The sequence below is a fragment of the Arthrobacter sp. 10L430 genome, from assembly GCF_056395245.1.
In genome coordinates, this window is the sequence record NZ_JBFTJD010000013.1 from 58,258 (window position 1) to 83,525 (window position 25,268).

General features: G+C 65.1%; 18 protein-coding genes. 13 read left to right on the plus strand and 5 right to left on the minus strand.

Annotated features, from left to right (window positions below; translation table 11 throughout):
* Positions 1-1,689: 1,689 nt before the first annotated feature.
* The 5 genes from trxA to AC1DDG_RS13035 all read right to left on the minus strand — a co-directional run bounded on the left by trxA (position 1,690) and on the right by AC1DDG_RS13035 (position 7,988).
* Positions 1,690-2,016 carry a thioredoxin gene (gene trxA, locus AC1DDG_RS13015; protein WP_230119132.1) on the minus strand — a complete coding sequence of 109 codons (327 nt, stop codon included), beginning with the start codon at positions 2,014-2,016 and terminating at the stop codon, positions 1,690-1,692.
* A 38-nt stretch (positions 2,017-2,054) separates the two neighbouring features.
* The gene (gene trxB / locus AC1DDG_RS13020) at positions 2,055-3,011 is read right to left on the minus strand and encodes a thioredoxin-disulfide reductase (RefSeq protein ID WP_476876368.1); all 957 of its coding nucleotides are present in this window, start codon (positions 3,009-3,011) and stop codon (positions 2,055-2,057) included.
* A 302-nt stretch (positions 3,012-3,313) separates the two neighbouring features.
* Positions 3,314-5,092: an ABC transporter substrate-binding protein gene (locus AC1DDG_RS13025; protein WP_476876369.1), complete on the minus strand. Its 1,779-nt coding sequence runs from the start codon at positions 5,090-5,092 to the stop codon at positions 3,314-3,316.
* A gap of 173 nt (positions 5,093-5,265) precedes the next feature.
* The gene (gene murJ, locus AC1DDG_RS13030) at positions 5,266-7,416 is read right to left on the minus strand and encodes a murein biosynthesis integral membrane protein MurJ (RefSeq protein ID WP_476876370.1); all 2,151 of its coding nucleotides are present in this window, start codon (positions 7,414-7,416) and stop codon (positions 5,266-5,268) included.
* Between the two features lie 71 nt (positions 7,417-7,487).
* The gene (locus AC1DDG_RS13035) at positions 7,488-7,988 is read right to left on the minus strand and encodes an NUDIX hydrolase (protein WP_230119167.1); all 501 of its coding nucleotides are present in this window, start codon (positions 7,986-7,988) and stop codon (positions 7,488-7,490) included.
* Between the two features lie 196 nt (positions 7,989-8,184).
* Between AC1DDG_RS13035 and AC1DDG_RS13040 the strand changes: the two genes are divergently transcribed.
* From AC1DDG_RS13040 to AC1DDG_RS13100, 13 genes are all read left to right on the plus strand, one after another.
* Complete coding sequence (locus AC1DDG_RS13040; protein WP_476876371.1) at positions 8,185-9,705, plus strand: CCA tRNA nucleotidyltransferase; 1,521 nt, start codon at positions 8,185-8,187, stop codon at positions 9,703-9,705.
* Complete coding sequence (locus tag AC1DDG_RS13045) at positions 9,706-10,287, plus strand: histidine phosphatase family protein (RefSeq protein ID WP_476876372.1); 582 nt, start codon at positions 9,706-9,708, stop codon at positions 10,285-10,287.
* A gap of 599 nt (positions 10,288-10,886) precedes the next feature.
* Positions 10,887-11,180: a hypothetical protein gene (locus tag AC1DDG_RS13050; protein ID WP_476876373.1), complete on the plus strand. Its 294-nt coding sequence runs from the start codon at positions 10,887-10,889 to the stop codon at positions 11,178-11,180.
* A gap of 177 nt (positions 11,181-11,357) precedes the next feature.
* Positions 11,358-12,827, plus strand: coding sequence for a glycosyltransferase family 87 protein (locus AC1DDG_RS13055; protein ID WP_476876374.1), 1,470 nt, complete (start codon positions 11,358-11,360; stop codon positions 12,825-12,827).
* Complete coding sequence (locus AC1DDG_RS13060; protein ID WP_476876375.1) at positions 12,820-14,259, plus strand: phytoene desaturase family protein; 1,440 nt, start codon at positions 12,820-12,822, stop codon at positions 14,257-14,259. Before AC1DDG_RS13055 ends, AC1DDG_RS13060 begins: the two co-directional genes overlap by 8 nt.
* A gap of 120 nt (positions 14,260-14,379) precedes the next feature.
* Complete coding sequence (locus AC1DDG_RS13065; RefSeq protein WP_476876376.1) at positions 14,380-16,383, plus strand: penicillin-binding transpeptidase domain-containing protein; 2,004 nt, start codon at positions 14,380-14,382, stop codon at positions 16,381-16,383.
* A 124-nt stretch (positions 16,384-16,507) separates the two neighbouring features.
* Positions 16,508-18,190 carry an ABC-F family ATP-binding cassette domain-containing protein gene (locus tag AC1DDG_RS13070; protein WP_476876377.1) on the plus strand — a complete coding sequence of 561 codons (1,683 nt, stop codon included), beginning with the start codon at positions 16,508-16,510 and terminating at the stop codon, positions 18,188-18,190.
* A 236-nt stretch (positions 18,191-18,426) separates the two neighbouring features.
* Positions 18,427-19,623, plus strand: a complete 1,197-nt coding sequence (locus AC1DDG_RS13075; protein ID WP_476876378.1) for an MFS transporter — start codon at positions 18,427-18,429, stop codon at positions 19,621-19,623.
* Between the two features lie 71 nt (positions 19,624-19,694).
* Positions 19,695-21,197 (plus strand): phosphatase PAP2 family protein, encoded by a 1,503-nt coding sequence (locus AC1DDG_RS13080; RefSeq protein WP_476876379.1) that lies wholly within the window; start codon positions 19,695-19,697, stop codon positions 21,195-21,197.
* Positions 21,198-21,338: 141 nt separating this feature from the next.
* A complete protein-coding gene (locus AC1DDG_RS13085) occupies positions 21,339-22,283 on the plus strand; it encodes an ABC transporter ATP-binding protein (protein WP_476876380.1) in 945 nt (314 codons plus the stop codon).
* Positions 22,284-22,287: 4 nt separating this feature from the next.
* Complete coding sequence (locus AC1DDG_RS13090; protein ID WP_476876381.1) at positions 22,288-23,175, plus strand: ABC transporter permease; 888 nt, start codon at positions 22,288-22,290, stop codon at positions 23,173-23,175.
* Positions 23,176-23,197: 22 nt separating this feature from the next.
* Entirely contained in the window at positions 23,198-24,493 is a 1,296-nt protein-coding gene (locus AC1DDG_RS13095) for a sensor histidine kinase (RefSeq protein ID WP_476876382.1), read from the plus strand.
* A complete protein-coding gene (locus tag AC1DDG_RS13100) occupies positions 24,490-25,197 on the plus strand; it encodes a response regulator (protein WP_230119148.1) in 708 nt (235 codons plus the stop codon). The genes AC1DDG_RS13095 and AC1DDG_RS13100 overlap by 4 nt, the downstream gene beginning before the upstream one ends.
* Positions 25,198-25,268: the final 71 nt, after the last annotated feature.

Genomic DNA, 25,268 nt, shown 5'->3' on the forward strand with positions numbered 1-25,268 from the left:
TCATCTCCGGCGAGTGTCTGCGGCGCGCGGTCGGTTTTCAGCCAGCGTCCCGTCCGCCTGTCCTGTGGGCGCTGGTTCTGCCCACGTCTCCTGCGGCCGCACACCCAGGCGGTTCTTGTTGGGCCGACTGCCTCAAGGGACTATGGCGATATCTTCCCATAGCATCGTTGGATCCGCGGCGGTCTCGGTGCCAGGTCGCGTGCCGGCGTTGACTCCAGTGACTGGTAGTTGGGACGCAAGAAAGGGCCTTCGGGGGAAGGTTGAGAGGAGATCTTTAGCGTGTCTGCAGTTTCATTCGGGTCAGTGGGTTGATACTCGTGTGTTCTTAAGTTGTCGAACGACGATTGTTGCTCGTCCACCGACATCGGATCGTCTTCTTGCGCAGTGGACCAGCTAGGCGACAGGGGTGCAGTTCGCCGGCAGCGGAAGGCTCATAGGCGCAAGAGTGCATGGTAAATGCAGAATGAGACGATTAGGGATCCTGAGAGTGAAGGCACACGTACGACGGTTCTGGGTTGATAGGGCTTGAGCCTGCGAGCAGACGGGTTCGTCGGGCAGCCGGCGCCTGGGGGCGGACGCCGGTGCGTCGTCAGGCTGCTGAGTCCCCCATCCGCTGAGTCGCGGGCATGGAGGCCGGATAATGCAATGACGTGTTTCACGTGAAACACGACATCAGGCTGGCCAGCAACTCAGTGCGCGTGAATCCGGGCAGGCACAGCAGCATTCGGGCCTTGGTCCCCCATTGCCCAGCAGACCCTGGTAGTCGGCAAATTCACTGCCAAGTGGAAGAGCCGCATGTAGCCCGCTGGAACCGCGCGGCTTACCCGGTCCCCACAAACAAAGGAAGGCAGTCGATTGCCCCGTGATGATCCGATCCTCTGAATCCCAAGCGATATTCGGGCCAATGGCTGTCGAGAGCAGTTCCAAGTACTTCGGGGTGTTGGTGCGTGTTACTGCAGAGGACATCCCGTGCGGACCAAAGGGTTTCACGTCAAACATGCGGCGTCAGGCACAGCGTGGTGCTACCTGAAAAGACACCCGGGCCCTACCGCCACGTCGCAAGCCACGTCACCGGTCACCTACGACGCAGGGGTCCTACGACGGCGCCCGCGTCCATCGTCCGAGGCAGTGAGCAGACGGGGAAGGGTGCAGCCTTCTGTCGGAGTACTCGATCCGCTCTGCGCTGACGAGTGTCCTGCAGCCGGCGCACATCCTGAAGCAAGTGTCCGGCCAGCATGGCAGGCAGGAGACCAAAGGGGCCAGCCTGTAATCGACTTCCAGCGGGATTGATTCCCACGGGTTACTGAGCCGAACGGCGTTGGTCCGCCGGTGCAGCAGTGCTGACTCGTCCCACAGAAGATTTCAGGGAACAGTGCCCATGTTTGATACGGATGTCGGTTGTTATGCACACTCGAGGGTATGCGGACAGTCGCTGGTGCGGACCACTGCACCTCTCTCCGTGCCCGACTTTGCCCCAATACGCTCGCCGACCGCCGCGATCGGGACGCCGGCACCAACAAACGGCTAAGGATTACCTGCAACTGTGGCAAGCAGTCCACACCTGGACAAAGAGCGTGAGGCAGCGATCGACAAGGGCCATTCAGGCTGCAAGCAAAACAAAAGTGGCCACCGCTCCCCTAGGAGTGGTGGCCACCGGTTTGCCGTCAGGCGGCAGGCGTCATTCTCTTGTTAGGAAAGAACGTCCGCGAATTCCTTCTCGAAGAACTGCTTCGGCTTGGCGCCGATGACGGTGCTCTTCACTTCGCCGTCCTGGAACAGGTAGACGGCAGGAATTGAGGTGATTCCGTATTGGGCTGCGATGTCGGGGTTATCGTCCACGTTTACCTTGACGACGTTCACCTTCTCCCCGTACTCCACCGAGATTTCGTCGAGGATGGGGCCGAGCTTACGGCAAGGACCGCACCATTCAGCCCAGAAGTCCACGATTACCGGTTTGTCAGCGGCGAGTACGTCCGTGCTGAAGCTTGCGTCTGTTACATCTTTTGCGTTGCTCATAACCCTTGTCTCTCTCTTCGAATGGTGTTCAGCGCCGGTCAGGCGTGAAGGTCAGCGAGGTAGTGCTCGACGTCGATCGCTGCGACGCAACCCGAGCCGGAGGCCGTGATGGCCTGGCGGTACGTAGGGTCCACGACATCGCCGGCCGCGAAGACCCCCTTGATGCTCGTTCGCGAGCTGCGGCCCTCGACGGCGATGGTTCCGGCGTCGGTTATCTTCAGTGCGTCCTTGACTAGTTCGGTCCGGGGATCGTTGCCGATCGCCACAAAGATACCCGTTACGGGCAGCTCGGATTCCGTACCGTCGAGAAGGTTTTTCAGTTTCAGGCCGGTGACCTTGTCGTTCCCGAGTACGTCCTCCACGGCCGTGTTCCAGACGAATTTGATCTTCTCGTGCGACTGCGCGCGGTCGCCCATGATCTTTGACGCCTTCAAAGTATCGCGGCGGTGAATCACCGTTACGGACCGGGCGAACTTGGTCAGGAACAATGCCTCTTCCATCGCGGAGTCACCACCGCCAATGACGGCAATGTCCTGATCCTTGAAAAAGAAACCGTCGCAGGTTGCGCACCAGCTAACGCCATGGCCGGATAGGCGCTTCTCGTTCGCGAGGCCAAGCTCCCGGTACGCGGAACCGGTGGAAAGAATAATCGACCGAGCGCGGAAGGTCTCCCCCGTTGCGATGGTGACAGACTTGACGTCGCCGTCGAGGTCCAGCGCCGTGACGTCCTCAAACTGGACCTCCGTGCCAAAGCGGACAGCCTGCTTTTCGAAGTTTTCCATCAGATCCGGACCCATGATGCCTTCGGGGAAGCCAGGGTAGTTCTCGACGTCGGTGGTGTTCATCAGCTCGCCGCCCGCGGTGACGGATCCGGCCAAAAGCAATGGATTGAGGTTGGCGCGCGCCGTGTACACGGCGGCCGTGTAGCCTGCCGGACCGGAGCCGACGATGATGACATCACGTACTTCTGACGCGCTGTTTTCTGCGTTGCTCACTGAACGGTGAACCTCTTCCTTAGTCGATGCGCCAGCCTTGCGGCCGGCCACATGGCACAACTGATTCGTGGTGCCGAATATTCCAGACGTAGTGGGAGGCCTGGTGCAGCCGGTTCGGGGCTGCACGCACACGCCATCACAAGACGTCCCCCAAGGTTACCGTCTTGGGTTGTGTCAGGGCGTGCGCGTTACCTTGCAGCGACCGTCCAGGGGAGGCCCGTGCCAACTGGATCTCATGCCGACAGGCCCTGCCAAGAGCAGGCGGCAGCAGCTCTGTGACTCGCTGCTACTGAACCTTGCTGCTACTGAACCTTGATTTCTGCGAGGCGCAGGCCGAAGCCGTAGCGGGTCTTCGGGGCAGCGAGCCGGGGTAGGTTCTTGATGGTGACGATCACGTACTGGGCGGTGACGGGTTCAGCCAACGGCATGGTGAGGTCAGTGGACGTGAAGCTGTTGGTGCCGACCTGCTTGGCGCCGTCCAGGGAAGGACGGTCGTTGGTTAGGACGCTGATGCTGCCGCCTGACGCACCCAACTGGTTCAGGGTGATTGAAGATACCTTCGACGGGCCCTTCAGCTTGACCACGAGGGGAACGCCCTCCGGAGCCAGGCCACCCCAGTCCTCGGTGGCGAACTCCATGTCAGACCAGTAGCTGGCCGCGTTGCCGTCAAACGTCTTGGTGAGGTCGTTGTCATACGTGGAGGCAAAATCGAAGGTGCCGAGACGCGTAACACCCTCCACGGCGGGCGGACCCGCCGCAGGGGCCGTGCTCTGGGTCGGCGAAGGCTTTGCGGTGCCGGACTGCCCAGCCGCCGACGAGGCCGCTGCCCCGGGGGTTGCCTCGGCTTGCGGGGCACTCTTGAAGAGGCTGCCGAGGTTGGTGACGGCGAAAATGAGGCCGACGATCAGCACAGCTGCCAGCAGCCCGCCAACGAGCCAGCGCATGGAGCGCGGTTCCCGCCGGGGCTCGTCATCTTCTTCGTAATAGTCGCCTGCAGCGGCAGGGCTGCTGGTCTTGGCGACGGCAGGGAAATTACCGGCCCGCCGGTCCGTGGGCCGAAGCTGGGTGTCCCCATCGTCGGCAAACTCGTCCTCGGCGAACCCGTCGTCGGCGAACTCGTCCCGGGCGTCCCGGGGGTCCTGGTCCCCGGTGTCCTGGTCCCCAGGGCCGTAGTCGTAGTCGTCCTGAGACCACAAAGACACCTTGGGCTTCTCCTGGCCGCCTACGACGCCGGCAGCTGCTCCCTCCCGCGAGCCGGCAGCCACGTTTGCGGAGCGGTTGCCTTCGCGCTGGAGCAGTGCCTGTTCAACGTTCTCACGCTGGACGGGCTGCGGTGCCGTGTTCTCGGGGGCTTCAGTCTGCTGTCTGCCTTGGGCGGTTGCTGCGGCGCCGGCTGCAACACCGGCACCTGCCGCGATACCGGCGCCTACGCCAATGTTGCGGGCACCCGCGGACGGCACGGCAGCCGGGCGGCTTTGCGGAAGCGGCGGAACAACGGGTGCCTTACGCACCGGTGCACCCGCAGCGTTGGCGCCGGCCGGTTGGTCCGATGAGCGCTCACCGGGCGTACGGTCACCGGAACCGCGCCTGGATGCAGGACTGTCTGCAGCCGCCGGATAAGGGTCGACCTGCCGCGCGTGGGTGCCGCCGTAATTGATGTAGCCGGCGTCAACCTCTTCCTCGTCGTCATAGACTTCCGGCTCGTGGGAGCGGGCCTGGCCGAAAATTTCGCTGCCCAGGGTGTCCGTAAAGAACGGCTCGACGTAAGGAGGGTTAGAGGCGACCACCAGGTCCAGCAGGTCAGCGGCGGACGTGTGGTTGGTGATGAGGTACGTGGTGGCTTCGCTGACGCCAAGGTCGAGGATCTGCACGCTGCCCGGGCGTTCGCCTGTGGCCACCTCGCGCGCACTCTGGGCCACCTGGTCCGCGTTGTGGGGACCGGCCACCAGGATGCTGACCGGCCGGTTGAGCACCTGGTCCACACCGTCCAGCACCAGATCCTGGTCATGTGAGGTCAGTACTGTGGCCGTGACCTTGTAGCGGCCGCCAAGTACTGATCCGACATCGATCGGGTGGGACACGTGTTCCTCCTAGGCTGTCCGGGAATTGCGCGGGCCGTGGTGATTTCGTCACCGCGGGAAGACCTCCGGCAAGCCGGCTGACCCTGACCTGCAACTACCCTTGTTCTTTTTCGATCCTAGCCGATGCTGCGCAACGGCCGGGTGAGACGGGGCTGGACAAATCGGGTACGCGGTTATTTTTTCTTCTTGCGTCCGGACTTGAAATACGGGTTTTGCCCGGTCTTTCCCTGGAACGTCCTCCGGCCGGGGAGGGGGATCTCGTCGCGCAGGGCGTGGCCGCGGGCCGTGCTGGGCACCTCTTCCTCCGGCAGGTAGGAAACAACATCGCCGGAAGGGTGAACGTCCGGTTCCGGCAGCGGTGCCGGTCCCGCGCGGAAGGAAGCGGAATCGAATTCGCCCGAGATCCGTGGAATCAAGCCGGTGTCCATCGACACCGTGGCGCGTTCCGCCGTCGGACGCCCTGTTAAAGCGTTGGCAGCAGGGGCGCCGGCCGCCGAAGCCGTTCCGGCGGAAGCGCCGGCCGGACCCCCGGCCGGACGTCCGGGCGGCGCAGCAGCTCCACGGCCAAGCCGCCCGAGCAGCGGCCGCAAAAGGTCCCGCAGTTCGGTGACACGGAACAGCTTGAGCAGGAGCAAGTAGACGGCCAGCATGACCGGCCCGACGACGACGATGGTCACCAGTGCGGCAGGCCGGCTGCTCCACGCGAAGCCCACCGGACTGTAACTGCCCAGTAGCCAGAGAGCGCAGACACCTGCCACAGCTGCGCCGAGTGCGGCGTAGCCCATCCGTATATATGAGTTGGCGATCCTCGGCCCGTCCAGATGGCCCAGGAGGCGGCGCAGGAAGGACGCACTCACGATCACGGAGAGGATGTTTCCGCCGGTGTAGAGGATGGCGATGGCGAAGATGATCTGGTCGAACGGGAGGAACTGGATGAAGAACGCCGACACGACATTGACCAGCGCCAGGACCAGCTGGATGTAAAACGGAGTCCGGGCGTCCTCGTTGGCGTAGAAGACCCGGGACATCATGAAGTTCGCGCTCATGAACGGCGTGCTGAGAGCCAGGATGGTGAGCGTCTGGGCCAGCATGACACCGTCCGTCCGCAGCCCGCCGGAGAAGAACATGCCCAGCGGCCCCGCCAGGGCGAAAAGCGCCAGGGCACCGAACACGGTGGCCACCGCCATGGTCCGCAATCCCTGTGACAGGGCATCGCGCAGTTCGTTCCGGTTGCCGTCCTGCGAGGCGCGGGTCATGCGGTTGAACAGTACTGTGGCCAGGGAGAGGGCGATGATCGAGTGCGGCAGCAGGTACAGCTGGCTGGCCACCTCAAGCACGGCATTGCCGGGCAGCATTGCCGCGCCGGCGAGGTCGCCGGCTTTCTCCAGCCGGAGCCGCTCGGCGCCGGGGATGGTGGCGATGCGCATCACGTACAGGAAAGCGAGCTGCCCGACGGCGGCGGTCAGGAGCGTCCAGACGCTCAGCTTTGCTGCCTGGCCGAGCCCCACTCCCCGCCAGCCGAAGCGCGGACGGAGGCCGAGTTTCAGCCGGAACACCGGGATCAGCAGGATGGCCGTCTGGGTCATGACGCCAATCGTGGAGAAGCCTGCCACGAAAAACGTCTGGGAGGCGCCCCAGTTGTCCAGGGAATGCGGATTGGCGACGTTGGCACCGAAAAGCCAGATGAACATGCCCAGGCCGGTGATGGCCACCACGTTGTTAAGGATGGGCGCCCACATGGCCGGGCCAAAGGCGCCGTTGGCATTGAGAACCTGGGTCAGCAGGGCGTACAGGCCGTAGAAGAAAATCTGCGGCAGGCACCAGAAGGCGAAGGCAACGGCCAGCGACTTCTGCTGCGGCGAGTAACCCTGGGTGGTCAGTTCGATGACCGATGGTGCGAGCAGGGTCACCAGCAGGGTGAGGGACAGCAGCACCAGCACGGCCAGGGTGAGGAGCCGGCTGATGTAATCCGCTCCCCTGTCCGGCGCCTTGCTTGCCTTGATAATCTGCGGCACCAGCACAGCATTGAAGACACCGCCCGCCACCAGCAGGAAGATCAGGTTTGGCAGGTTGTTGGCGTTGATAAACGTGTCATTGACCGTGGAGCCCAGGCCCAGCGCGGCGCCCAGCATCCAGGTCTTGCCGAAGCCCAGGATGCGGGAAACCAGCGTTCCGGCAGCCATGATGGCGCTGGAGCGGGCCTCCCCGGGCCGTGCGCCACCGGAATTGGCGGCGCCGGAAGCAGCCCCACTGGCGGGCACCACACCGGAAGGTGCTTCGCCTGGCTGCACGGGCTGTTCGGACGCTGGATTGGCTGCTGACATCGTCTTCATCGTCTCACCCGCGCGCGCATAATGCCGCAATCCGCGGGGACCAGGCACGGGTCCGTGGGCCGTCAGAGGTGTTCGGGGAGGACTTCGCGGGCCAGGTCCGCGATGCGGCGCTCGTTGGGAAAGGACAGTTTCCGGGCGAGCTCGTGGATCGGTACCCAGGCAACATCCACTGCTTCCTTGTCAGGATCATTTTCGATGGTGAGCTCGCCACCAGTGGCGCGCAGCAGGTAATGGTGGACGGTCTTGTGCACACGGTGCCCGCTGACGGTGAACCAGTAGTCGATGCTGCCCAAGGGGGCCAGGATGTTGCCGTCGATGCCGGTCTCCTCGGCGATCTCGCGCACGGCGGCTTCCTCGTTGTTTTCCCGGCCTTCCGGATGGCCCTTCGGCAGGCACCATTCCAGCCGTCCGCCCCTATTAAGGCGGGCGATAATCGCAACCCTCAGTTCGTCGTCGGACGTGTCCACCACGACGCCGCCGGCGGAGATCTCCTCGACCGTGGGGAGGGAGGCCGGAGCCGAGTGCGGGGCAGGCGCGATATGGGCACCGATTGCCGACGGCAACGGTGGGTTTGTCCTCCTGCCGGGGGCGCTCGGTACGGGATGGGCCATGCAGTCCACTCTAACGACTCTTGCCCCGTGGTGATGACCGGAACATGGCTTCAAGATGGACTGCATGTGACGCACTTTGCATCCTCATCCCTGCAATCCCCGTGATTTGGTGTGGTTGGGAGTGGTTTTCTGACAAGCTTAAGTAACTATGGCGCACGCACATCAAAAGACTGATCTCCACACCGTTGACTTCCAGGTGGACCCGGTGGTCCTGGAGCTCGGCCAGCGCTTCGTGGACGCCGGTCATGAGCTGTCGCTCGTGGGCGGTCCGGTAAGGGATCTGTTCCTTGGCCGCACGTCCCCGGACCTCGATTTCACCACCGACGCCACGCCTGACCAGACGGTGGCGCTGATCAAGAAGTGGGCGGACAACTTCTGGGAGATCGGGCGCGCCTTCGGAACGATCGGGATGCGCAAGGCCGGCTTCCAGATCGAGATCACCACGTACCGCGCCGAGGCATACGACCCGGAATCCCGGAAGCCGGTGGTTGCGTTCGGATCCTCGCTGACGGATGACCTGCTCCGGCGGGATTTCACCATTAACGCGATGGCGTTGCGGCTGCCGTCCATGGAGCTGATCGACCCCTTCGGCGGTGTCCGGGATCTGCACGCCTCCGTCCTGGCAACCCCCGGTGCCCCCGAGGCGTCCTTTTCCGACGACCCCCTGCGCATGATGCGTGCGGCGCGGTTTGCGTCCCAGCTGGGCGTGGCCGTCCATGACGACGTCCGGCTGGCCATGACCCAGATGGCCGAGCGGATCACCATCATCTCCGCCGAGCGGGTGCGCGATGAACTCGTCAAGCTGATCTGCGGGCGCCACCCGCGCGTCGGCGTGGACCTGCTGGTGGACACCGGCCTGGCCGAGTTCGTGCTTCCCGAGGTGTCCGCACTGCGCCTCGAATCCGACGAGCACCACCGGCACAAGGACGTCTACCAGCATTCCCTTCAGGTCCTTGAGCAGGCGGCCAGCCTGGAGACCGACGAGGAAGGCCCCGTGCCGGGTCCCGATTTTGTTCTGCGGTTCGCCGCCTTGATGCACGACGTCGGGAAACCGGCTACGCGGCGTTTCGAACCGGGCGGCGCGGTCAGCTTCCGCCACCACGACATGGTGGGCGCCAAACTCACCGCCAAGCGGATGAAGACCCTTCGCCTCGACAACGACACCATCAAGGCCGTCTCCCGCCTTGTGGAACTTCATATGCGCTTCTACGGCTACGGCGAGGCCGGGTGGACCGACTCGGCCGTCCGCCGCTATATCACCGACGCCGGACCCCTGCTGGAACGCCTGCACCGCCTGACCCGGTCGGACGTCACCACCCGAAACCAGCGCAAGGCTGAGCGGCTCGCTTTCGCCTACGACGACCTTGAAACCAGGATTGCCGCCCTTCGAGAGCAGGAATCCCTGGACGCCGTGCGCCCGGACCTTAACGGCGCCCAGATCATGTCCCTGCTAGGCCTAAAGCCTGGGCCTGTGGTGGGCAGAGCCTACAATTTCCTGCTGGAGGAACGGATGGAGAACGGTCCGCTCGAACCGTCCGACGCCGAGTCACGGCTGCGCGTCTGGTGGGCGGCCCAGCCCGAATCAGCAGCTGAAGCACCTCAGCCCACGGCGACCGACTCCGCAAAGTCCCCCGCCGACGTCGAACCTTCCCCAACCCAGGAGTCCTAAGTGAACGCTGCCAACATCCCCCGTCCCCAGCTCTGGATCCTGCGGCACGGCGAAACTGAGTGGTCCAAGAGTGGTCAGTACACAGGGCTCACCGACCTCCCGTTGACCGTGGAAGGCGAACAGCAGGCGGTGGAGGCCCGCAAGGTCCTGGACAGTGTGGATTTCGACCTCGTGCTGACCTCCCCGCTGCGGCGCGCCCGCCGGACCGCCGAACTCGCGGGATTCCCCGACGCCGTCCACGAGCCCCTGGCCGTCGAGTGGGACTACGGCGACTACGAAGGCATCAGCTCGGACCTGATCCGCAAGGACAACCCGGATTACCTGATCTGGACGCACGGGGTTCCCAACGGCGAGAAACTGCAGGACGTGGCGGCCCGCGCGGACAAGATAGTGGCCCGGGTCCTGGAGTCTGGCCTCGACAACGTCCTGATCGTGGCGCACGGCCACTTTTCCCGCATCCTCACCGCCCGATGGCTGGAACTCGCCCCGGAGGAAGGCCGGCACTTCATTTTGGGTACCGCAAAAGTGTGCACCCTTGGCTGGGATAAAAGGACGCCGGCTATTGTCCGCTGGGGGCTCTAAGAATGCTTTGTTCGGGATACTCAAACTTCGTTTGAGAATTAACTAGTCAACTGCATCATTCCTGGTGTATTTTTATTTCTGACCCCAGAGCGACTTTGCCAGGGTCACGGCGCGCGTTGTCCGGCCATTCGGCTTGTACAACGGCAGAGCAGAAAAGGAGGTTGGGACAATGATTACTTTGACTAGCGGATGGAAGTTGACCATCACCGCGTTCCCGGCCTTCGTTGCTGGGCCGCGCCCTCATCACGGACTCGCCGTCTCCTGACCCTTGGCTCCCGGTGCCCGCACCGGCGCTGCGATAACAGGACGATAATCCTGCTTCTTCGGAGGACTTTCTGACCTCGGCGGTCTGATACGGCGGAGCCACGCGCTTGCGCAGCACCCCCATGATTCAGAACCCTGGCTTCTTGTTGGGGGTCTGCTTCGCCACCGCTTTGGGGCCACTCACAAGCTTTTACGGATTCCCCTTTATTACCCCGGGCATTTCTCTGCCCATTTATGGCCATTCTCTGGCAAATTAGATGGCTCTATTTGTCATGCCCGGAATTCTGCTTGATTTCCCTGTCTGAATTTACCCAAACCGAAACAAAGGATCCACCGTGACTCCCAGCAGTAGCAGCGCCGCCCCCGCCGGCGCGGCGTCCCCCGTAGCGGCCCCGGCTGCGAACGTGTCCGCCAGGGGAAGCACCCGCCCCCGCCTCACCCGCCGACTGATCCGACACCGCTTCACCCGACACCGAAAGGAGGTGAATGCCATGCTTCGCAAGCTTCAAGAGCTTCTTTCCAGCCGAAACGCTGAGCTGGAGCAGCCGCAGTTCAACGGCCAGCTGCTGGACCAGAACCGGGAAGACGTCTACACGCTGATGCATCAGCAAATGAGCAGCATGCGCTGAGTCCACGTCGGCACGATCACTCCAATACGTTTCCGGTAAAGGGAGGTACTGATGGACTGCACTGCCCACAGCATTCGGCAGAGAGCCCGCGCGGCGACGCGCGGGCTTTTGCAGTGAAGCTTCACCCGCTCTTGAACGATCCGCTAAGAGGTACACGGCCCCGGTAAGCTCGAAGTCATGCAGGAGACACAGCCGCCGCCCCATCGAAAGCGTGCGCGCGTGGTGGTACCCAGCCGCAGCGACCGTCTGCTGAAAAATTTCACTGAACTTGTCGGCGGCCCCTTAGGACAGCGGTCAGCACCGGGTATCGTCTCCCCCGGCTTTTTCACGGTGGAACGGGTGCTGATCATCCTCACCGTGGTGGCAGCCCTCGCCGGGATTCTCATCAAGGACTACTGCCGGGTCAACGGATGGGCAACCCCATCGCAGTTTTACTCCACCTGCTATTCCGACTTCCCGGAGCTGTTCCGCAACCGAGGACTGGGCGACGGCGCCTTCCCCTTCTTCACCCAGGGCACCCTTTTTGAGTACCCGGTCCTGATGGGACTCATCGCCGGAGCAACGGCCTGGCTTGTCCCGGGCAGAGGGGCTACGGATTCGCGCGTCCTGGGCTACTTCGATGTCAACGCGACGCTGATTGCGGCCGTTTGGATTGTCACTGTCCTTGCAACGGCCCGGATGACCCGCCGCCGCCCGTGGGACGCCGCCATGGTGGCCTTGGCGCCGGGAATCGTCTTGGCGGGTGTGATCAACTGGGACATGTGGGCCGTGGCACTGCTGGCTCTCGGCATGTACTTCTTCTCGAAGGAGCGGCTGGTGCTGGCCGGGATCTTGATAGGTCTGGGGACTGCCACCAAGCTGTACCCGGTACTGGTCTTCGGTGCGATCTTTCTGCTGGCCCTGCGCACCGGAAAGATCCGGGCTTTCGTCATTCCCGCAGCGGCGGCCGCGGCTGCGTGGCTGGCCGTCAACGTTCCCTTTGCCGTGAAGGACCCCGCCGGCTGGAAGTATTTCTTCGAGTTCACGCAGGACCGCCCGGCAGGATTCAGCTCTCCCTGGTTCGCATACAACCTCGTGGCAGAGCGTGTCCGATGGACGATACTCACGCCCGAGGCCATCAACACCCTAGCCCTGAATCTGTTCCTGCTCGCCTGCGTTCTCATTGCTGTTCTGGCGCTCACCGCACCCCGGCGTCCGCGTATCGCGCAACTGACGTTCCTGATCGTGGCCGCCTTCATCCTGACCAACAAGGTGTATTCCCCCCAGTTCGTGATCTGGCTGGTCCCGCTGCTGGCCCTGGCCCGGCCCCGTTGGCGGGACTTCCTGGTCTGGCAAGGGATCGAAGGGCTGCACTGGGCTGCCATCTGGATGTATCTTGGCCAAGTGACCAGTGGCGGCGTTTCACAGCACAACATCGACATGCCTTACTACGTTCTGGCCGTGGCGGGACATATGCTTGCAACGGCATATCTGATGGCGCGCGTGGCAATGGATGTCTGGGACCCCCGCTACGACCCCATCCGCCGCCATTTTATGGATGACCCTCACGGCGGGCCTTTCAATAACGCCGTTGACCGGCTTCGGCTGGATCCCCTGCGTCCCTCAGCATCTCTGCTGCCTTGGCGGACGGCTGCGCGCGATGCCTGACGTCGCCGTCGTGGGTTCCGGACCCAACGGCCTCGCTGCAGCCGTGGTGATGGCCCGGGCCGGCCTGAAAGTGCAGGTCTACGAGGCGGCGGCGGAGATTGGCGGCGGAACGCGGACATCGCAGGTGATTGAGGCCGATCACTGGCACGATGTCTGTTCTGCCGTCCATCCCATGGCGCTTGCTTCCCCGTTTTTCAAGGCCTTCGAGTTGCCACGCCGCATGGAGCTTGCCCTGCCCAAAGTCCAGTTTGGCTCGCCGCTGGACCGCGGGCGGTCAGCGCTGGCCTACCGTTCCCTGGACCGTACCGCTGACGAACTGGGCCGAGATGGCCACGCCTACCGCCGGCTCATGGCTCCGCTGGTCCGGCACCTCGACGGCATCGTGGAAACCACCTCGGACCAGTTGCTGCGCATCCCGGCTCATCCATTTTCCGCCGCAATCCTGGGCCTTCGGACGCTGGAACAGGGTTCACCTCTGTGGAACCTGCGGTTCAGAGGGGACCTGGCACCTGCTCTGGTCAGCGGCGTGGCGGCCCATGCGGTGGCGCGGCTGCCGTCCCTAGCCGCGGCGGGCGCGGGCCTGCTGCTGAATGCCCTTGCGCATGCGGACGGCTGGCCCATTCCAGTGGGCGGATCAGCGGCGATTGCCGCTGCCATGGCCGAGGATATTCGGGCGCACGGGGGCGAAATCCATACTGGGGTCACGGTGTCCTCACTGGCGGAGCTACAACCTGCCAAGGCCGTCCTGCTGGACGTGGCGCCACCGGCCCTATCCCGAATCGCAGGCAGCAGGTTGCCGGCATCGTATCGCCGCGCCCTGGAGTCCTTCCGCTTCGGCAACGGTGCCTGCAAAGTGGACTTCATCCTCTCCGGACCTGTTCCGTGGGCCGCCCCGGGACTGGCCGACGCCGGCACAGTCCACGTAGGCGGCACGCGGGCCGAGACGGCACAGGCTGAACACGACGTCGCCGCCGGCAGGCACCCGGAGCGGCCGTACTTGCTCGTGTCACAACCTTCCCCCTTTGACTCCAGCCGGGCCCCCGGCGGCCGGCAGATCCTGTGGAGCTATTGCCACGTTCCTGCAGGCTCCACGGTGGACATGGGCGAGGCCGTGATAAATCAGCTGGAGCGATTCGCGCCGGGGTTCAGGGACGTGGTGCTCAGATACAAGGTGACTACTGCCGCCGAATTGGCCGCGTATAACGAGAACTACGTCGGCGGCGATTTCAGTGCTGGGCTTCTGGACATCCGCGGACTGCTCCAGCGTCCTGTGGTGTCACCGGTCCCGTGGCGGACCCCTGCCCGCGGCGTCTACCTGTGCTCCTCGTCCACGCCGCCTGGCCCCGGCGTCACGGGGATGCCCGGTTTTCATGCAGCAAAGTATGCCCTCAAGGACATATTTGGCTTGGATGTACCGGCGCTGGGCGTCTGACAACGTTATAACGCTCACCGCGCCTCACGCGCGCCTTGAGGGTCGAGGGTTGAGCCGACTCCTGCCTGCCCACCGGCGGTGTGACAGGCGGTGGGCAGCCGAAAGGGGCATAATGGCGCAGTGGGGAACTCAAAAAAAATTTCACTTGCTCTCATCGGTCTCATTCTTGGCACGTCGTTGGTGGCCTGCGATGACGGCCGCGGCGGTGCCGAAGCGGCCGCAAAGCAGCTGGCATCGGCCGTGGCGGGGCTGGATCTCCGCCCAGTTGCATTCGATGGCCGGGATTCTTCTGTGGCCAACGACCAGCTGAAACAGGTATTCAAGGCACTTGAGCCGGCCAAGCCGTCCGTGGAAGCGGGAGAACTCAAGCTTGACGGAGACACGGCCAGCTTTCCGCTGAGCTACAGCTGGAAGATCGACTCCGGCGAATGGAAGTACACCGTTTCTGCCGGGCTCCGGAAGTCCGCAGACAAGTGGCTCACGGTCTGGTCTCCGGGCATGCTTGTGCCGGACCTCGTCGAAGGGGAGATCCTCAGCAAGTCCACACAGTCCCCGCAGCGCGCGGACATCCTGGGCGCGCAGGATGCCCAACTCGTCACCTACCGGCCCGTGGTCAACGTCGGCATCGACAAACCACAGCTCGGCACCGCGGCTGCGGCCGATTCAGCCACCAAGCTGGCCAAACTCGTGGGTATCGACCCCGCGGCCTACGCCCAGCAGGTTGAGGCCTCCGGACCGGAAGCCTTTGTTCCCGCCATCACCCTCCGGGACACCAACAGCCGCACCGTCACCGACGCCCAGATCGAGGCCATTCCCGGCGGCCGCGCCATCCCCGACAAGCTGCCGCTCGCCCCCACCCGCAACTTTGCCCGCGCCATACTCGGCACCGTCGGCGAGGCCAGCGCAGAACAGATCGAAAAGTCCGACGGCGCCCTGACCGCCGGCGACGTCACCGGCACCGGCGGTTTGCAGCAGCAGTACGACGAGCAGCTCCGTGGAACGGCCGGCCTTGCGATCAGGGTGCAGCGCGCGGATCCCACGAGGGAAGAGATCCAGGCCGCCCCGACCGATCCGCGCCGCACCGTCTTCGAGATCAAGGCGACCGCCGGAACGCCGCTCAAGACCACCCTCGACCCAAAGCTGCAGCAGCTCGCGGAAGACACCCTCGCGGACATCAAGCCTGCCTCCGCCATCGTGGCCCTCCGTCCGTCCACGGGAGCCGTGCTGGCCGCGGCGTCCGGCCCCGGGAGCAACGGCTACAACACCGCAATGCTCGGCCAGTACGCACCCGGCTCCACCTTCAAAGTGGTGGACTCCCTGGCCATGCTGCGCAACGGGTTCACCCCAGATTCAACGGTGGAATGCACGCCGACGCTGACGGTGGACGGACGCAAGTTCAAGAACGCGGAAGGCTATCCCGCCGATTCGCTGGGCTCGGTGACACTGCGCGACGCCTTTGCCCACTCGTGCAACACGGCCTTCATCTCAGTACGGGAGAAGGTGTCGCAGGCGCAGCTTGAATCAGCGGCAACGTCCCTGGGCGTGGCGGTTGAGGCCCCGAAGCTGGGGGCTGATGCCTTTCTTGGTTCCGTTCCCGGTGAGGCCGAGGGTACCGAGCACGCGGCGGCCATGATCGGCCAGGGCAGGGTGCTGATGTCCCCGCTTTCCGCTGCCATCATGGCCGGCTCAGTCGCCAAGGGCGCACCGGTGTCGCCGGTGCTGGTCCTCAACCCGGATGCCGCCCCGGGTGCCTCGCCCGTCGCCAGCGGAGCGGCAGGCACGCAGCCCGCAGAAGGTGCGTCGCCGTCGTCGACCGTCACGGCAGAGGCTCCCGCGAAAAATGCGCAGACTCCGGTGACCAAGGCGGAAGCCGCCTCCCTCGCCGACATGATGCGCGCGGTGGTGACGTCCGGACATGCGGGCTTCCTGGCTGACGTGCCGGGCGAACCCGTGGGCGCCAAGACCGGCACAGCGGAGTTTGGCAACGCCAAGCCGCCGAAGACGCACGCTTGGATCATCGCAGTCCATGGCGACCTGGCCGTGGCGGTCTTTGTGGAAGACGGTGGGCTGGGCGCCACCACGTCCGGGCCGCTCCTAAAGAAGTTCCTGACTGCCGCCGGCTGATCCGAACGCTCCCGCAGCTCCCGCAACGTTCCGCGAAACCCTCCTGCAGCGAACGCAGGAGGGTTTGGCCGCCTGGTGACGGGACGTGCGGGAGCGTAGGAGTCAGCCATGGGAAGATTGCCGGGTGGCCCATATTGACGTTTCCGGCATCGACTACTTCCTCTCCGACGGCACCCAGCTGCTCAACGGGGTGACCTTCAAGGTCCCCGACGGCACCAAGACAGCCCTGATCGGCCCCAACGGCACCGGAAAAACCACACTGTTCCGCATCATCGCCGGCGATCTCATTCCGGACGAGGGCGTGATCGGCCGATCCGGCAACATGGGCATCATGCGCCAGTTCGTGGGCCAGGTCCGGGATGATTCCACGGTCAAGGACCTCCTGGTTTCGGCCGCCCCGGCGGCACTGGCGGCCGCTGCCCGCGCCGTGGACGACGCCGAGCTCGCCATGATGGAGCACGACGACGAACCCACCCAGATGCGGTACGCCCAGGCGATCGTCGACTGGGGAGACGCCGGCGGCTACGACGTCGAGACCGTCTGGGACGAAGTCTGCATGGCCGCGCTGGGACTGCCGTTTGACCGCGCGCAGCACCGCCCGGCGTCGAGCCTTTCCGGCGGCGAGCAGAAGCGCCTGGTGCTGGAGGCGCTGTTCGCGGGCCCTGATGAGCTGCTGCTCCTCGACGAACCGGACAACTACCTCGACGTCCCGGGCAAGCGATGGCTCGAGGGCAGGCTCAACGAGTCGAAGAAGACCGTATTCTTCATCAGCCACGACCGCGAGCTGCTGAACAACGCTGCCGGCCGCATCGTCACCCTTGAGCCGGGCATCAACGGTGCCGGCGCCTGGGTACACGGCGGCGGCTTCGGGTCGTACGTGGACGCACGCGCCGACCGCAATGCCCGCTTCGAGGAGCTCCGCAAACGCTGGGACGAGGAGCACATCAAGCTCAAAGAACTCGTCAACATGTACAAGAACAAGGCGGCATTCCGCTCGGACATGGCCAACCGCTACCACGCCGCCCAGACGCGCCTCGCAAAGTTCTTGGAGGTCGGGCCGCCCGAGGCGCTGCCCATCGAGCAGAACGTGCGGATGCGTCTCAAGGGCGGCCGCACGGCCAAACGCGCCATCGTGGCCGAAAAGCTCGAACTGACAGGCCTCATGAAGCCGTTCTCCACCGAAATCTGGTTCGGGGACCGGGTGGGCGTGCTGGGCTCCAACGGCTCCGGTAAATCCCACTTCCTGCGGCTGCTCGCCACCGGGGGCACCGACCCGGAGCGCGAACACCTGCCCGTGTCCGACGTCGAAATCGCCGAAGTGCCCCACGAAGGAACCGTAAAACTCGGCGCCCGCATCCGCCCCGGCTTCTTCGCGCAGACCCACGTGCGGCCGGACCTGCTCGGCAAGACCCTGCTGCAGATCCTGCACCGCGGCGACGAACACCGCTCCGGACTGGCGCGCGAGGCCGCCGCCGGAGCGCTGGACGGCTACGGGCTCGCAGGCCAGTCCGAGCAGAAATACGAGTCGCTCTCCGGCGGGCAGCAGGCGCGGTTCCAGATCCTGCTGCTGCAGCTCTCCGGTGCCACGTTGCTGCTGCTGGACGAGCCCACCGACAACCTGGACCTGCATTCCGCAGAGGCCCTCGAGCGGGCCATCGACCACTTTGAGGGCACAGTCCTCGCTGTCACCCACGACCGCTGGTTCGCCCGGACTTTCGACCGCTTCCTGGTGTTCGGCTCCGACGGGCGCGTCTACGAATCCGCGGAGCCGGTCTGGGACGAAAAGCGCGTGGAGCGCGCCCGCTAAGCACGACGCTCTCTCACTTTCTGCACGTTTTGTGCCAATGCTCTCTCACACGGTGAGGGAGCGTTTGGCGTTATTGCTGCGACAAGTGAGAGAGCGTTGGGGATGGGGCGGCAGCAAGTGAGAGACCGTTGGGGATGTGGCGGCAGGAAGTGAGAGAGCGTTGGGCACCTGCTGAATCCCGAGGTGGACCCGGGTTTCGGCACGCCCAGCCAGCGACCTTTGGCTAGAGTTGTCGAATGACTTCCACCCAGCAGATCGCCGGCCGGCAGGTCTCCGCCGCAGCCGTTGCCACGTTCATTATTTTCGGCGCCAACGGCCTGGTCTTCGCCAGCTGGGCGGCCCGCATTCCGGCTGTCACCGAAATCCTGCACATCTCGTCCGGGCAGATGGGCACGCTTCTGCTGTGCACCGCCGTCGGCTCGCTGATCGCGCTGCCCACCGCCGGGCATGTCATCAGCAGGATCGGCACGGCCAACAGTGTCCGGGCAAGTGGCTTGCTGGCGGCGATGGCGGGTGTGGGCATCGCGATCTCGCTGCTCGCGGAGTCTGTTCCGGGTACTGCCGTCGCGCTCTTCTTTTTCGGCATGGGCGTCGGTCTGTGGGATGTTTCCCAGAATGTCGAAGGGGCCGACGTCGAGCATCGCCTCCGCCGGACGATCATGCCCAAGTTCCATGCGGCTTTTAGCGGCGGGGCTTTCTTGGGTGCACTCATCGGTGCGGGGCTTTCCGGAGTTGGCGTGGGCCTGCCCCAGCACCTCCTGGTCATCGCAGCCGCCGTTGCCCTGCTGACCTTCATCACGCCGCGCTACTTTCTTCCCCATGAAGCACCGCAGGTGCCGGACGCCGGTGAGTCCAAGCCGGCCCGCGGTCCGTCCGCCTGGCGAAATTCCCGCACTTTGCTGATCGGGGTAGTGGTTCTCGGTGCCACTCTGACCGAAGGGGCGGGCAACGACTGGATCGCCAAGGCATCGGTGGACGGCCTCGGCACGACGGAGTCCACCGGGGCGCTGCTCTTCGCACTCTTTGTCCTGGCCATGACAGCCATGCGCTTTTTCGGAGGCGGCGTCATCGACAGGTACGGGCGGGTGGCCGTGCTCCGGGCGAGCATGGCCGCGGCGGCTGCCGGCCTCGCGCTGTTCGTCTTCGCGGGCGACGTTTGGCTTGCCGCCGTGGGCGCCGCCCTGTGGGGAGTCGGGGCAGCCTTGGCGTTTCCCATGGGAATGTCCGCCGCCGCCGATGACCCCAAGCACGCCGCTGCGCGGGTTTCGGTGGTCTCCACCATCGGCTACGTGGCGTTCCTCGCCGGCCCTCCGCTGCTCGGTTATCTGGGCGACCTCACCGGTATCCACCTGGCGCTCCTTGCCATCGGCGCACCGATCCTGGTGGCTCTGCTGCTGGCCGGTGCCGCCAAGCCGCTGTCCTCGAGGGAATGAACCTCGAGGGAGCGAACCGCGGCCCGGGCGGGCCAATGCCCAGCCCCGCACCCCGGCGGTAGGGTGGGCTGATGCGAAGAATGCTGCGACGGGGCCCGGGCTGGGTGGCGGGGATGGACCGCGCACTGATGCGGGCGGTCTCGGGATTTCCAGGCGGGCATCATGACACCTTCTTCCGCCGGCTTTCCGCGTCAGCGAACAAGGGCAAGCTCTGGTTCGGTGTGGCCGCCGTGGCCGGCCTTGTTCCCGGACGCACAAGGAGGGCCGCCGTTCACGGGCTGCTCGCACAGGGCGTGGCTTCGGCCGTCACCAACGTCGTCTTCAAGACCCTGCTGCCCCGCGCCCGCCCGCTGCCCGAGCACCTGCCGGTTTTCCGTTTCGTCCATCCTCAGCCCACCAGCTCCTCCATGCCGTCCGGCCATTCTGCGTCGGCAGTCGCTTTCGCCCTCGGGACAGGACTCGTCCAGCCGGTTCTGGGCGCGGCGGTGGCGCCCGTTGCCGCCGGAGTTGCATACTCCCGGGTGCATACAGGGGCCCATTGGCCGTCAGATGTCCTCTTCGGCTCGGCCATCGGAGCCGGGGCTGCCCTCATCACCAGGAAATGGTGGCCCGTCCGGCCCCCGTTCCCGCCCACTACCCGCACGTGGATCAAGACGGCCCAGGTGCCCAGCGGCGAGGGCCTGAGCATCGCGGTGAATTCATTGGGGGGTTCTTTCACGGAGGAGACCGCGGATGCCCTTCGGGAAGTATTCCCGCTTGCACATATAACCACGATCGCGCCGGACCAGGACCTGGCCGAACAGATAGAAGCGGCGGCGACGCGGCCTGGGACGCGTGCGCTGGCGGTGTGGGGCGGTGACGGAACCGTGGGCACGGCCGCTGCGGCCGCCGTCGGACATGACCTTCCCCTGCTGGTACTGGCGGGCGGCACGCTCAACCATTTCGCCAGGGACGCCGGAACGCCCTCGCTCCAGGAGGCGGTCGAAGCCGCAGGAAAGGGCGAGGCGGCGCAGGCCGACGTCGGGATCGTGGCCGTGGAACGAGGGCTGGCGGACGACCCCGAAATGGTGGAGCTCATCATGCTCAACACCGCCAGTATCGGGCTCTACCCCAACCTGGTCCGCCGCCGCGAACAGCTGCAGCCGGCCCTGGGAAAGCCGCTGGCAGGGGTCGCGGCGATGTTCCGCACGTTCGCGGTGGAAAAGCCCGTCACGCTGATTGTGGACGGCGTCCGCCACAAACTGTGGATCATGTACCTTGGTCGGGGCCGCTACTACCCCAGGGACCATGCCCCGCTCTTCCGCCCGGTGCTCGACGACGGAGTGTTGGATGTCAGGATGATCACCGCCGACGAATCCTTTGCGCGCCTCCGCATGCTCTGGTCCGTGCTGACAGGCACCGTGGCCACCTCCAAAATTACCCACCTCAGGGAGGCCAGCCACGTGCGGCTTGAATGCGGAACGGTGCCCATGGTGCTCGCTGTGGACGGTGAAACCATGCCGGGCGTGAGAGCAGTTGAAATCACTCTCAAGCGCGGCGCGCTGAAGTACTACTCGCCGCGTCCGGCGGACTAGGGGCTCATCCGTCCGGACTACGCCCGACAACCCTGATTCGCCCCTGAATCATCCCTGAGACCGGCGAATTCGGCCGTCCGCATCGGTAGCGTGGAACGTGCAGACCAATCAGCACTCCGCAGCTAGGCAAAGGACCGCTCCATGATCGAGGCACAAGGCCTGACGAAGGTCTACGGCGACAAAACCGCCGTCGGCGGCGTCGACTTCACCGTCCAGGCCGGACGGGTCACCGGCTTCCTGGGCCCCAACGGGGCCGGCAAATCAACCACCATGCGCATGATCATGGGACTGGACCGCCCGACGGCGGGAACGGTCACCGTGAACGGCGTCCCGTTCGCCCGGCACGTGGCCCCGCTCCGTGAGATCGGCGCCCTCCTGGACGCGAAGGCTGTCCACACGAGCCGGTCGGCCTACAACCATCTCCTGGCCATGGCCGCCACCCACAGCATCCCCAAGAAACGTGTCCACGAAGTCATCGAGATGACGGGCCTGGCCGACGTGGCCCGAAAAAAGGTCAAGGGGTTCTCACTTGGCATGGGGCAGCGCCTGGGCATCGCCGCCGCGCTCCTGGGCGACCCGCAGACCATCATCCTGGACGAACCGGTCAACGGCCTCGACCCCGAAGGCGTGGTGTGGGTCCGCAATTTGGTCAAGTTCCTGGCCTCCGAGGACCGCACGGTGTTCCTGTCCAGCCACCTCATGAGCGAGATGGCGCTGACCGCCGACCACCTCATCGTGATCGGCCGCGGCAAGATCATCGCCGATGCACCCATCAAGGACATCATCACCGGCAAGGGACAGACCCGGACGCGGGTCCGCACGGACCAGCCCGACCAGCTCATGAACGTCCTCGCCGGAACCGGCGTCTCCGTTGAAGTCCAGGACCACGAACTGCTCGAGGTCAAGGGCCTGGACCCCCGCCAGATCGCACGGGCGGCGCTCGACAGCCGCGTCATGATCTACGAACTCACTCCGCTGCAGGCCAGCCTCGAAGAGGCGTACATGGAGCTGACCAAGGATGAGGTCGAATACCACTCGCTGATCACCACGGGAGCCCCCGTCCCCGTCCAGTCCGGAGGCAACTGAAGCCATGAGCACATCAACCGTCGCCCAGCCCGGCCCCCGCAGCGCCGGCCCCGCGCACTCCAGCAACGCCCGTACCGCCAGCCCGGGTCCTGGACCCAGTTTCATCCGCGTGCTGAACTCTGAATTCATCAAGTTCCGGACGCTTCTGTCCACCCTGATCCTGCTCGCCGCCACGGCCGTGGTGATGGTGGGGTTCGGCGCCCTGTCCGCCTGGGGAACCGGCCAGTTCGCTGATGCGGCCGGCTCCGATCCCCAGGCGGCGGAAGCACTGGCGGGCCAGGGCGGGGACCTCGCAGTCACTGTCCCCACGTCCGGCATCGCCTTCGCCCAGCTCATCCTTGGCTCGCTGGGCGTGCTGCTCATGAGCTCCGAGTTCACCACAGGAATGGCCCGCTCCACGTTTGCCGCCGTGCCCAAACGGATCCCCGCGTTCGTCGCCAAGCTCGTCGTGGTGATGGTCAGCGCCTTCATCCTGACGGCCGTATCCACCTACGTTGCGGGCCTGGTTGCCGTGCCGATCCTGGACAACTACGGCCTGAAGCTGGATCTTGCCAGTTCCCAGTCAATCAAGCTGCTGCTCGTCAACAGTGCCTATGTGGCTGCCGTGGCCGCGATCGGCATGGCCCTCGGGACTCTGGTGCGGAACTCGGCCGGAGGCATCATGAGCCTCGTGGGACTGTTCTTCGTGGCACCCATCGCCTTCCAGCTGATTCCGGGCGACTTCTTCGTGGAAGCCCGCAAGTACCTGCCCGGCAACACGCTGACGCCCCTGACGGCCGTAGAGCACGTCCCGGACACCCTCGAAGTCTGGCAGGCCGGACTTGTGCTGGGCGCCTGGGTAGTGGTGCCGCTGGCCCTCGCCACGATCCTGCTGAAAATCCGCGACGTCTAGGGTCAGAGCCTAGGCTCGTTCCATGACTGAAGCTGTTCCACTGAAGGACGCGCCGGCCGGCCAGGGCGGCGCGTCCTTCGCCGAGATAGCGGCCAGGCGCCGCGGCCGCCTGCGCCGCTACCTGCACCAGCATCCGCGCGTCATGGATGCCGTGGTGGTTCTCTGCTATCTCCTGCTGGTGACACCCACCATGGTGGACGCCGTACGCGCCGGGGTTTGGCTGGCAGCGGGGCTGCTCGCCGCCGTCGCCCTGTCCTTGTTTCTCCGGCGACGTTATCCGGTTCCTCTTGTGGCGTTCATTGCGGCCGTGGAGGTGGCTGTCACCCTGCTGCATCCCTGGGGGACCAACGTTTCCGCCGGGCTCTGGTTCTCGCTCTACGCCGTCGCCGTGGTGCGCACCAGGCGGTTCGCCCTGGTCACGCTTGCGCTCGCGACGGCACCGCTGGCGCTGCTCTACTTCTTCGCGGCTGTGGGTCCGCTGGAGAGGGAACTGCCCGCCTCTGCAACGTCGCCCGAAGAGTTCCAGCTGATCTCAAGCATCGCGGCGGGCACAACCATCGCGCTCTCAAACGTTCTCGCCACGGGCATCGGAATATCGGTTCGCCAGCGCCGGGAACACGAACAGGAGATTGCCGCGTGGGCGGCCCAGGCGGCCAAGCTCGGCTCCGTCAATGAACGGAACCGGATCGCACGGGAAATGCATGACGTCGTGGCGCACTCGCTGACCGTCATGGTCACACTTTCGGACGGGGCCGCCGTGGTGGTCCGGAAGGATCCCGAACGCGCGGCAGAGGTCTTGGCAGAGATGTCCCGGACCGGGCGTACCGCCCTGGCGGATATGCGCCGCGTTCTCGGGGTCCTGCGCGACGACGCGTCCGCGGGGCAGGCGCCGCGCGAGCCGCTGGCTGCCGGAGACAACCTCGCCAAGCTCCTGGACGGGTTCCGTACGGCAGGGCTTCCCGTGCACTACTCGCACACCGGACCCGCGCTGCCGGCGGATGCCGCGTTCCAGCTGACCGTCTACCGCATTGTTCAGGAGTCGCTGACCAACGTGCTGCGATATGGCAGGGCGCTGAGCCGCGTCGACGTTACGGTGGTCCGTGACCCGTCCACGGTCACCATCGAAGTAGTGGATGACGGCCGGGGCACCGGCTCCGCACCCACCGGCACAGGCGCGCTTGGTTCGGGGCAGGGATTGACGGGCATGAAGGAACGGGCCGGGATCTACGGGGGTACCGTGGAGGCTGGGCGGACCACCAGCGGCGGCTGGCGGGTGAAGGCTGTCCTGGCACTCAACGGCAACAAGGGGGAAGAATGAGCGACGCCGGACGCATCCGGGTTTTGCTGGTGGATGACCAACCGCTACTGAGGATGGGCTTCCGGCTCATTCTGGAGGGCGAAGACGATCTGGAAGTGGTGGGCGAAGCCTCGGACGGGGCCGAGGCAGTCCGGGAGGTCCGCGAGCTCAAGCCCGACGTCGTTCTCATGGACGTCCGGATGCCGGTCCTGGACGGGATTGAGGCCACCCGCGCCATCACCGTCTCCGGCTCGTGCGCCAGGATCATCATCCTGACCACCTTCGACCTCGATGAGTACGCTTTTGCCGGGCTGCAAGCCGGAGCGTCGGCCTTTCTGCTCAAGGACGTGGCGCCGTCCGAGCTGGTCCAGGCCGTGCGGGTGGTGGCCAGCGGTGACGCCGTCGTCGCGCCCCGCGTTACCCAACGGCTCCTGGAAACCTACGTCCGTGGTGCGGCTGCCAACGCGCCGGCTGCGGCTGCCGCCACCCCCGCCCACCGGGATCCGCTGCTGGAGGCTCTGACTCCCCGGGAAACCGAAATGCTGGAGGCAATGGCCGAGGGCCTGTCCAATGCCGAAATCGCGCACCGGTACTTCCTTTCGGAAGCCACGGTAAAGACCCATGTCCGGCGGATCCTCACCAAACTCCACCTGCGGGACCGGGTCCAGGCCGTGGTCTATGCCTACGAAACAGGACTCGTGACCCCCAGCAACCCGGACTACTGAACCGGCCGCCGGCAGGTACCGCCAAGCGCCCCGCGCACAGCTTCCGCACAGGATTGCCCTATGCGGGCCAT

Bases quoted from the DNA above. Each gene is read 5' to 3' on its own strand.
- AC1DDG_RS13085 (WP_476876380.1), top strand. From the start codon at position 21,339: ATGATCGAGGCACAAGGCCTGACGAAGGTCTACGGCGACAAAACCGCC.
- AC1DDG_RS13080 (WP_476876379.1), top strand. From the start codon at position 19,695: ATGCGAAGAATGCTGCGACGGGGCCCGGGCTGGGTGGCGGGGATGGAC.
- AC1DDG_RS13060 (WP_476876375.1), top strand. From the start codon at position 12,820: ATGCCTGACGTCGCCGTCGTGGGTTCCGGACCCAACGGCCTCGCTGCA.
- AC1DDG_RS13095 (WP_476876382.1), top strand. From the start codon at position 23,198: ATGACTGAAGCTGTTCCACTGAAGGACGCGCCGGCCGGCCAGGGCGGC.
- AC1DDG_RS13040 (WP_476876371.1), top strand. From the start codon at position 8,185: ATGGCGCACGCACATCAAAAGACTGATCTCCACACCGTTGACTTCCAG.
- AC1DDG_RS13090 (WP_476876381.1), top strand. From the start codon at position 22,288: ATGAGCACATCAACCGTCGCCCAGCCCGGCCCCCGCAGCGCCGGCCCC.
- AC1DDG_RS13075 (WP_476876378.1), top strand. From the start codon at position 18,427: ATGACTTCCACCCAGCAGATCGCCGGCCGGCAGGTCTCCGCCGCAGCC.
- murJ (WP_476876370.1), bottom strand. From the start codon at position 7,416: ATGTCAGCAGCCAATCCAGCGTCCGAACAGCCCGTGCAGCCAGGCGAA.
- trxA (WP_230119132.1), bottom strand. From the start codon at position 2,016: ATGAGCAACGCAAAAGATGTAACAGACGCAAGCTTCAGCACGGACGTA.
- AC1DDG_RS13100 (WP_230119148.1), top strand. From the start codon at position 24,490: ATGAGCGACGCCGGACGCATCCGGGTTTTGCTGGTGGATGACCAACCG.
- AC1DDG_RS13055 (WP_476876374.1), top strand. From the start codon at position 11,358: ATGCAGGAGACACAGCCGCCGCCCCATCGAAAGCGTGCGCGCGTGGTG.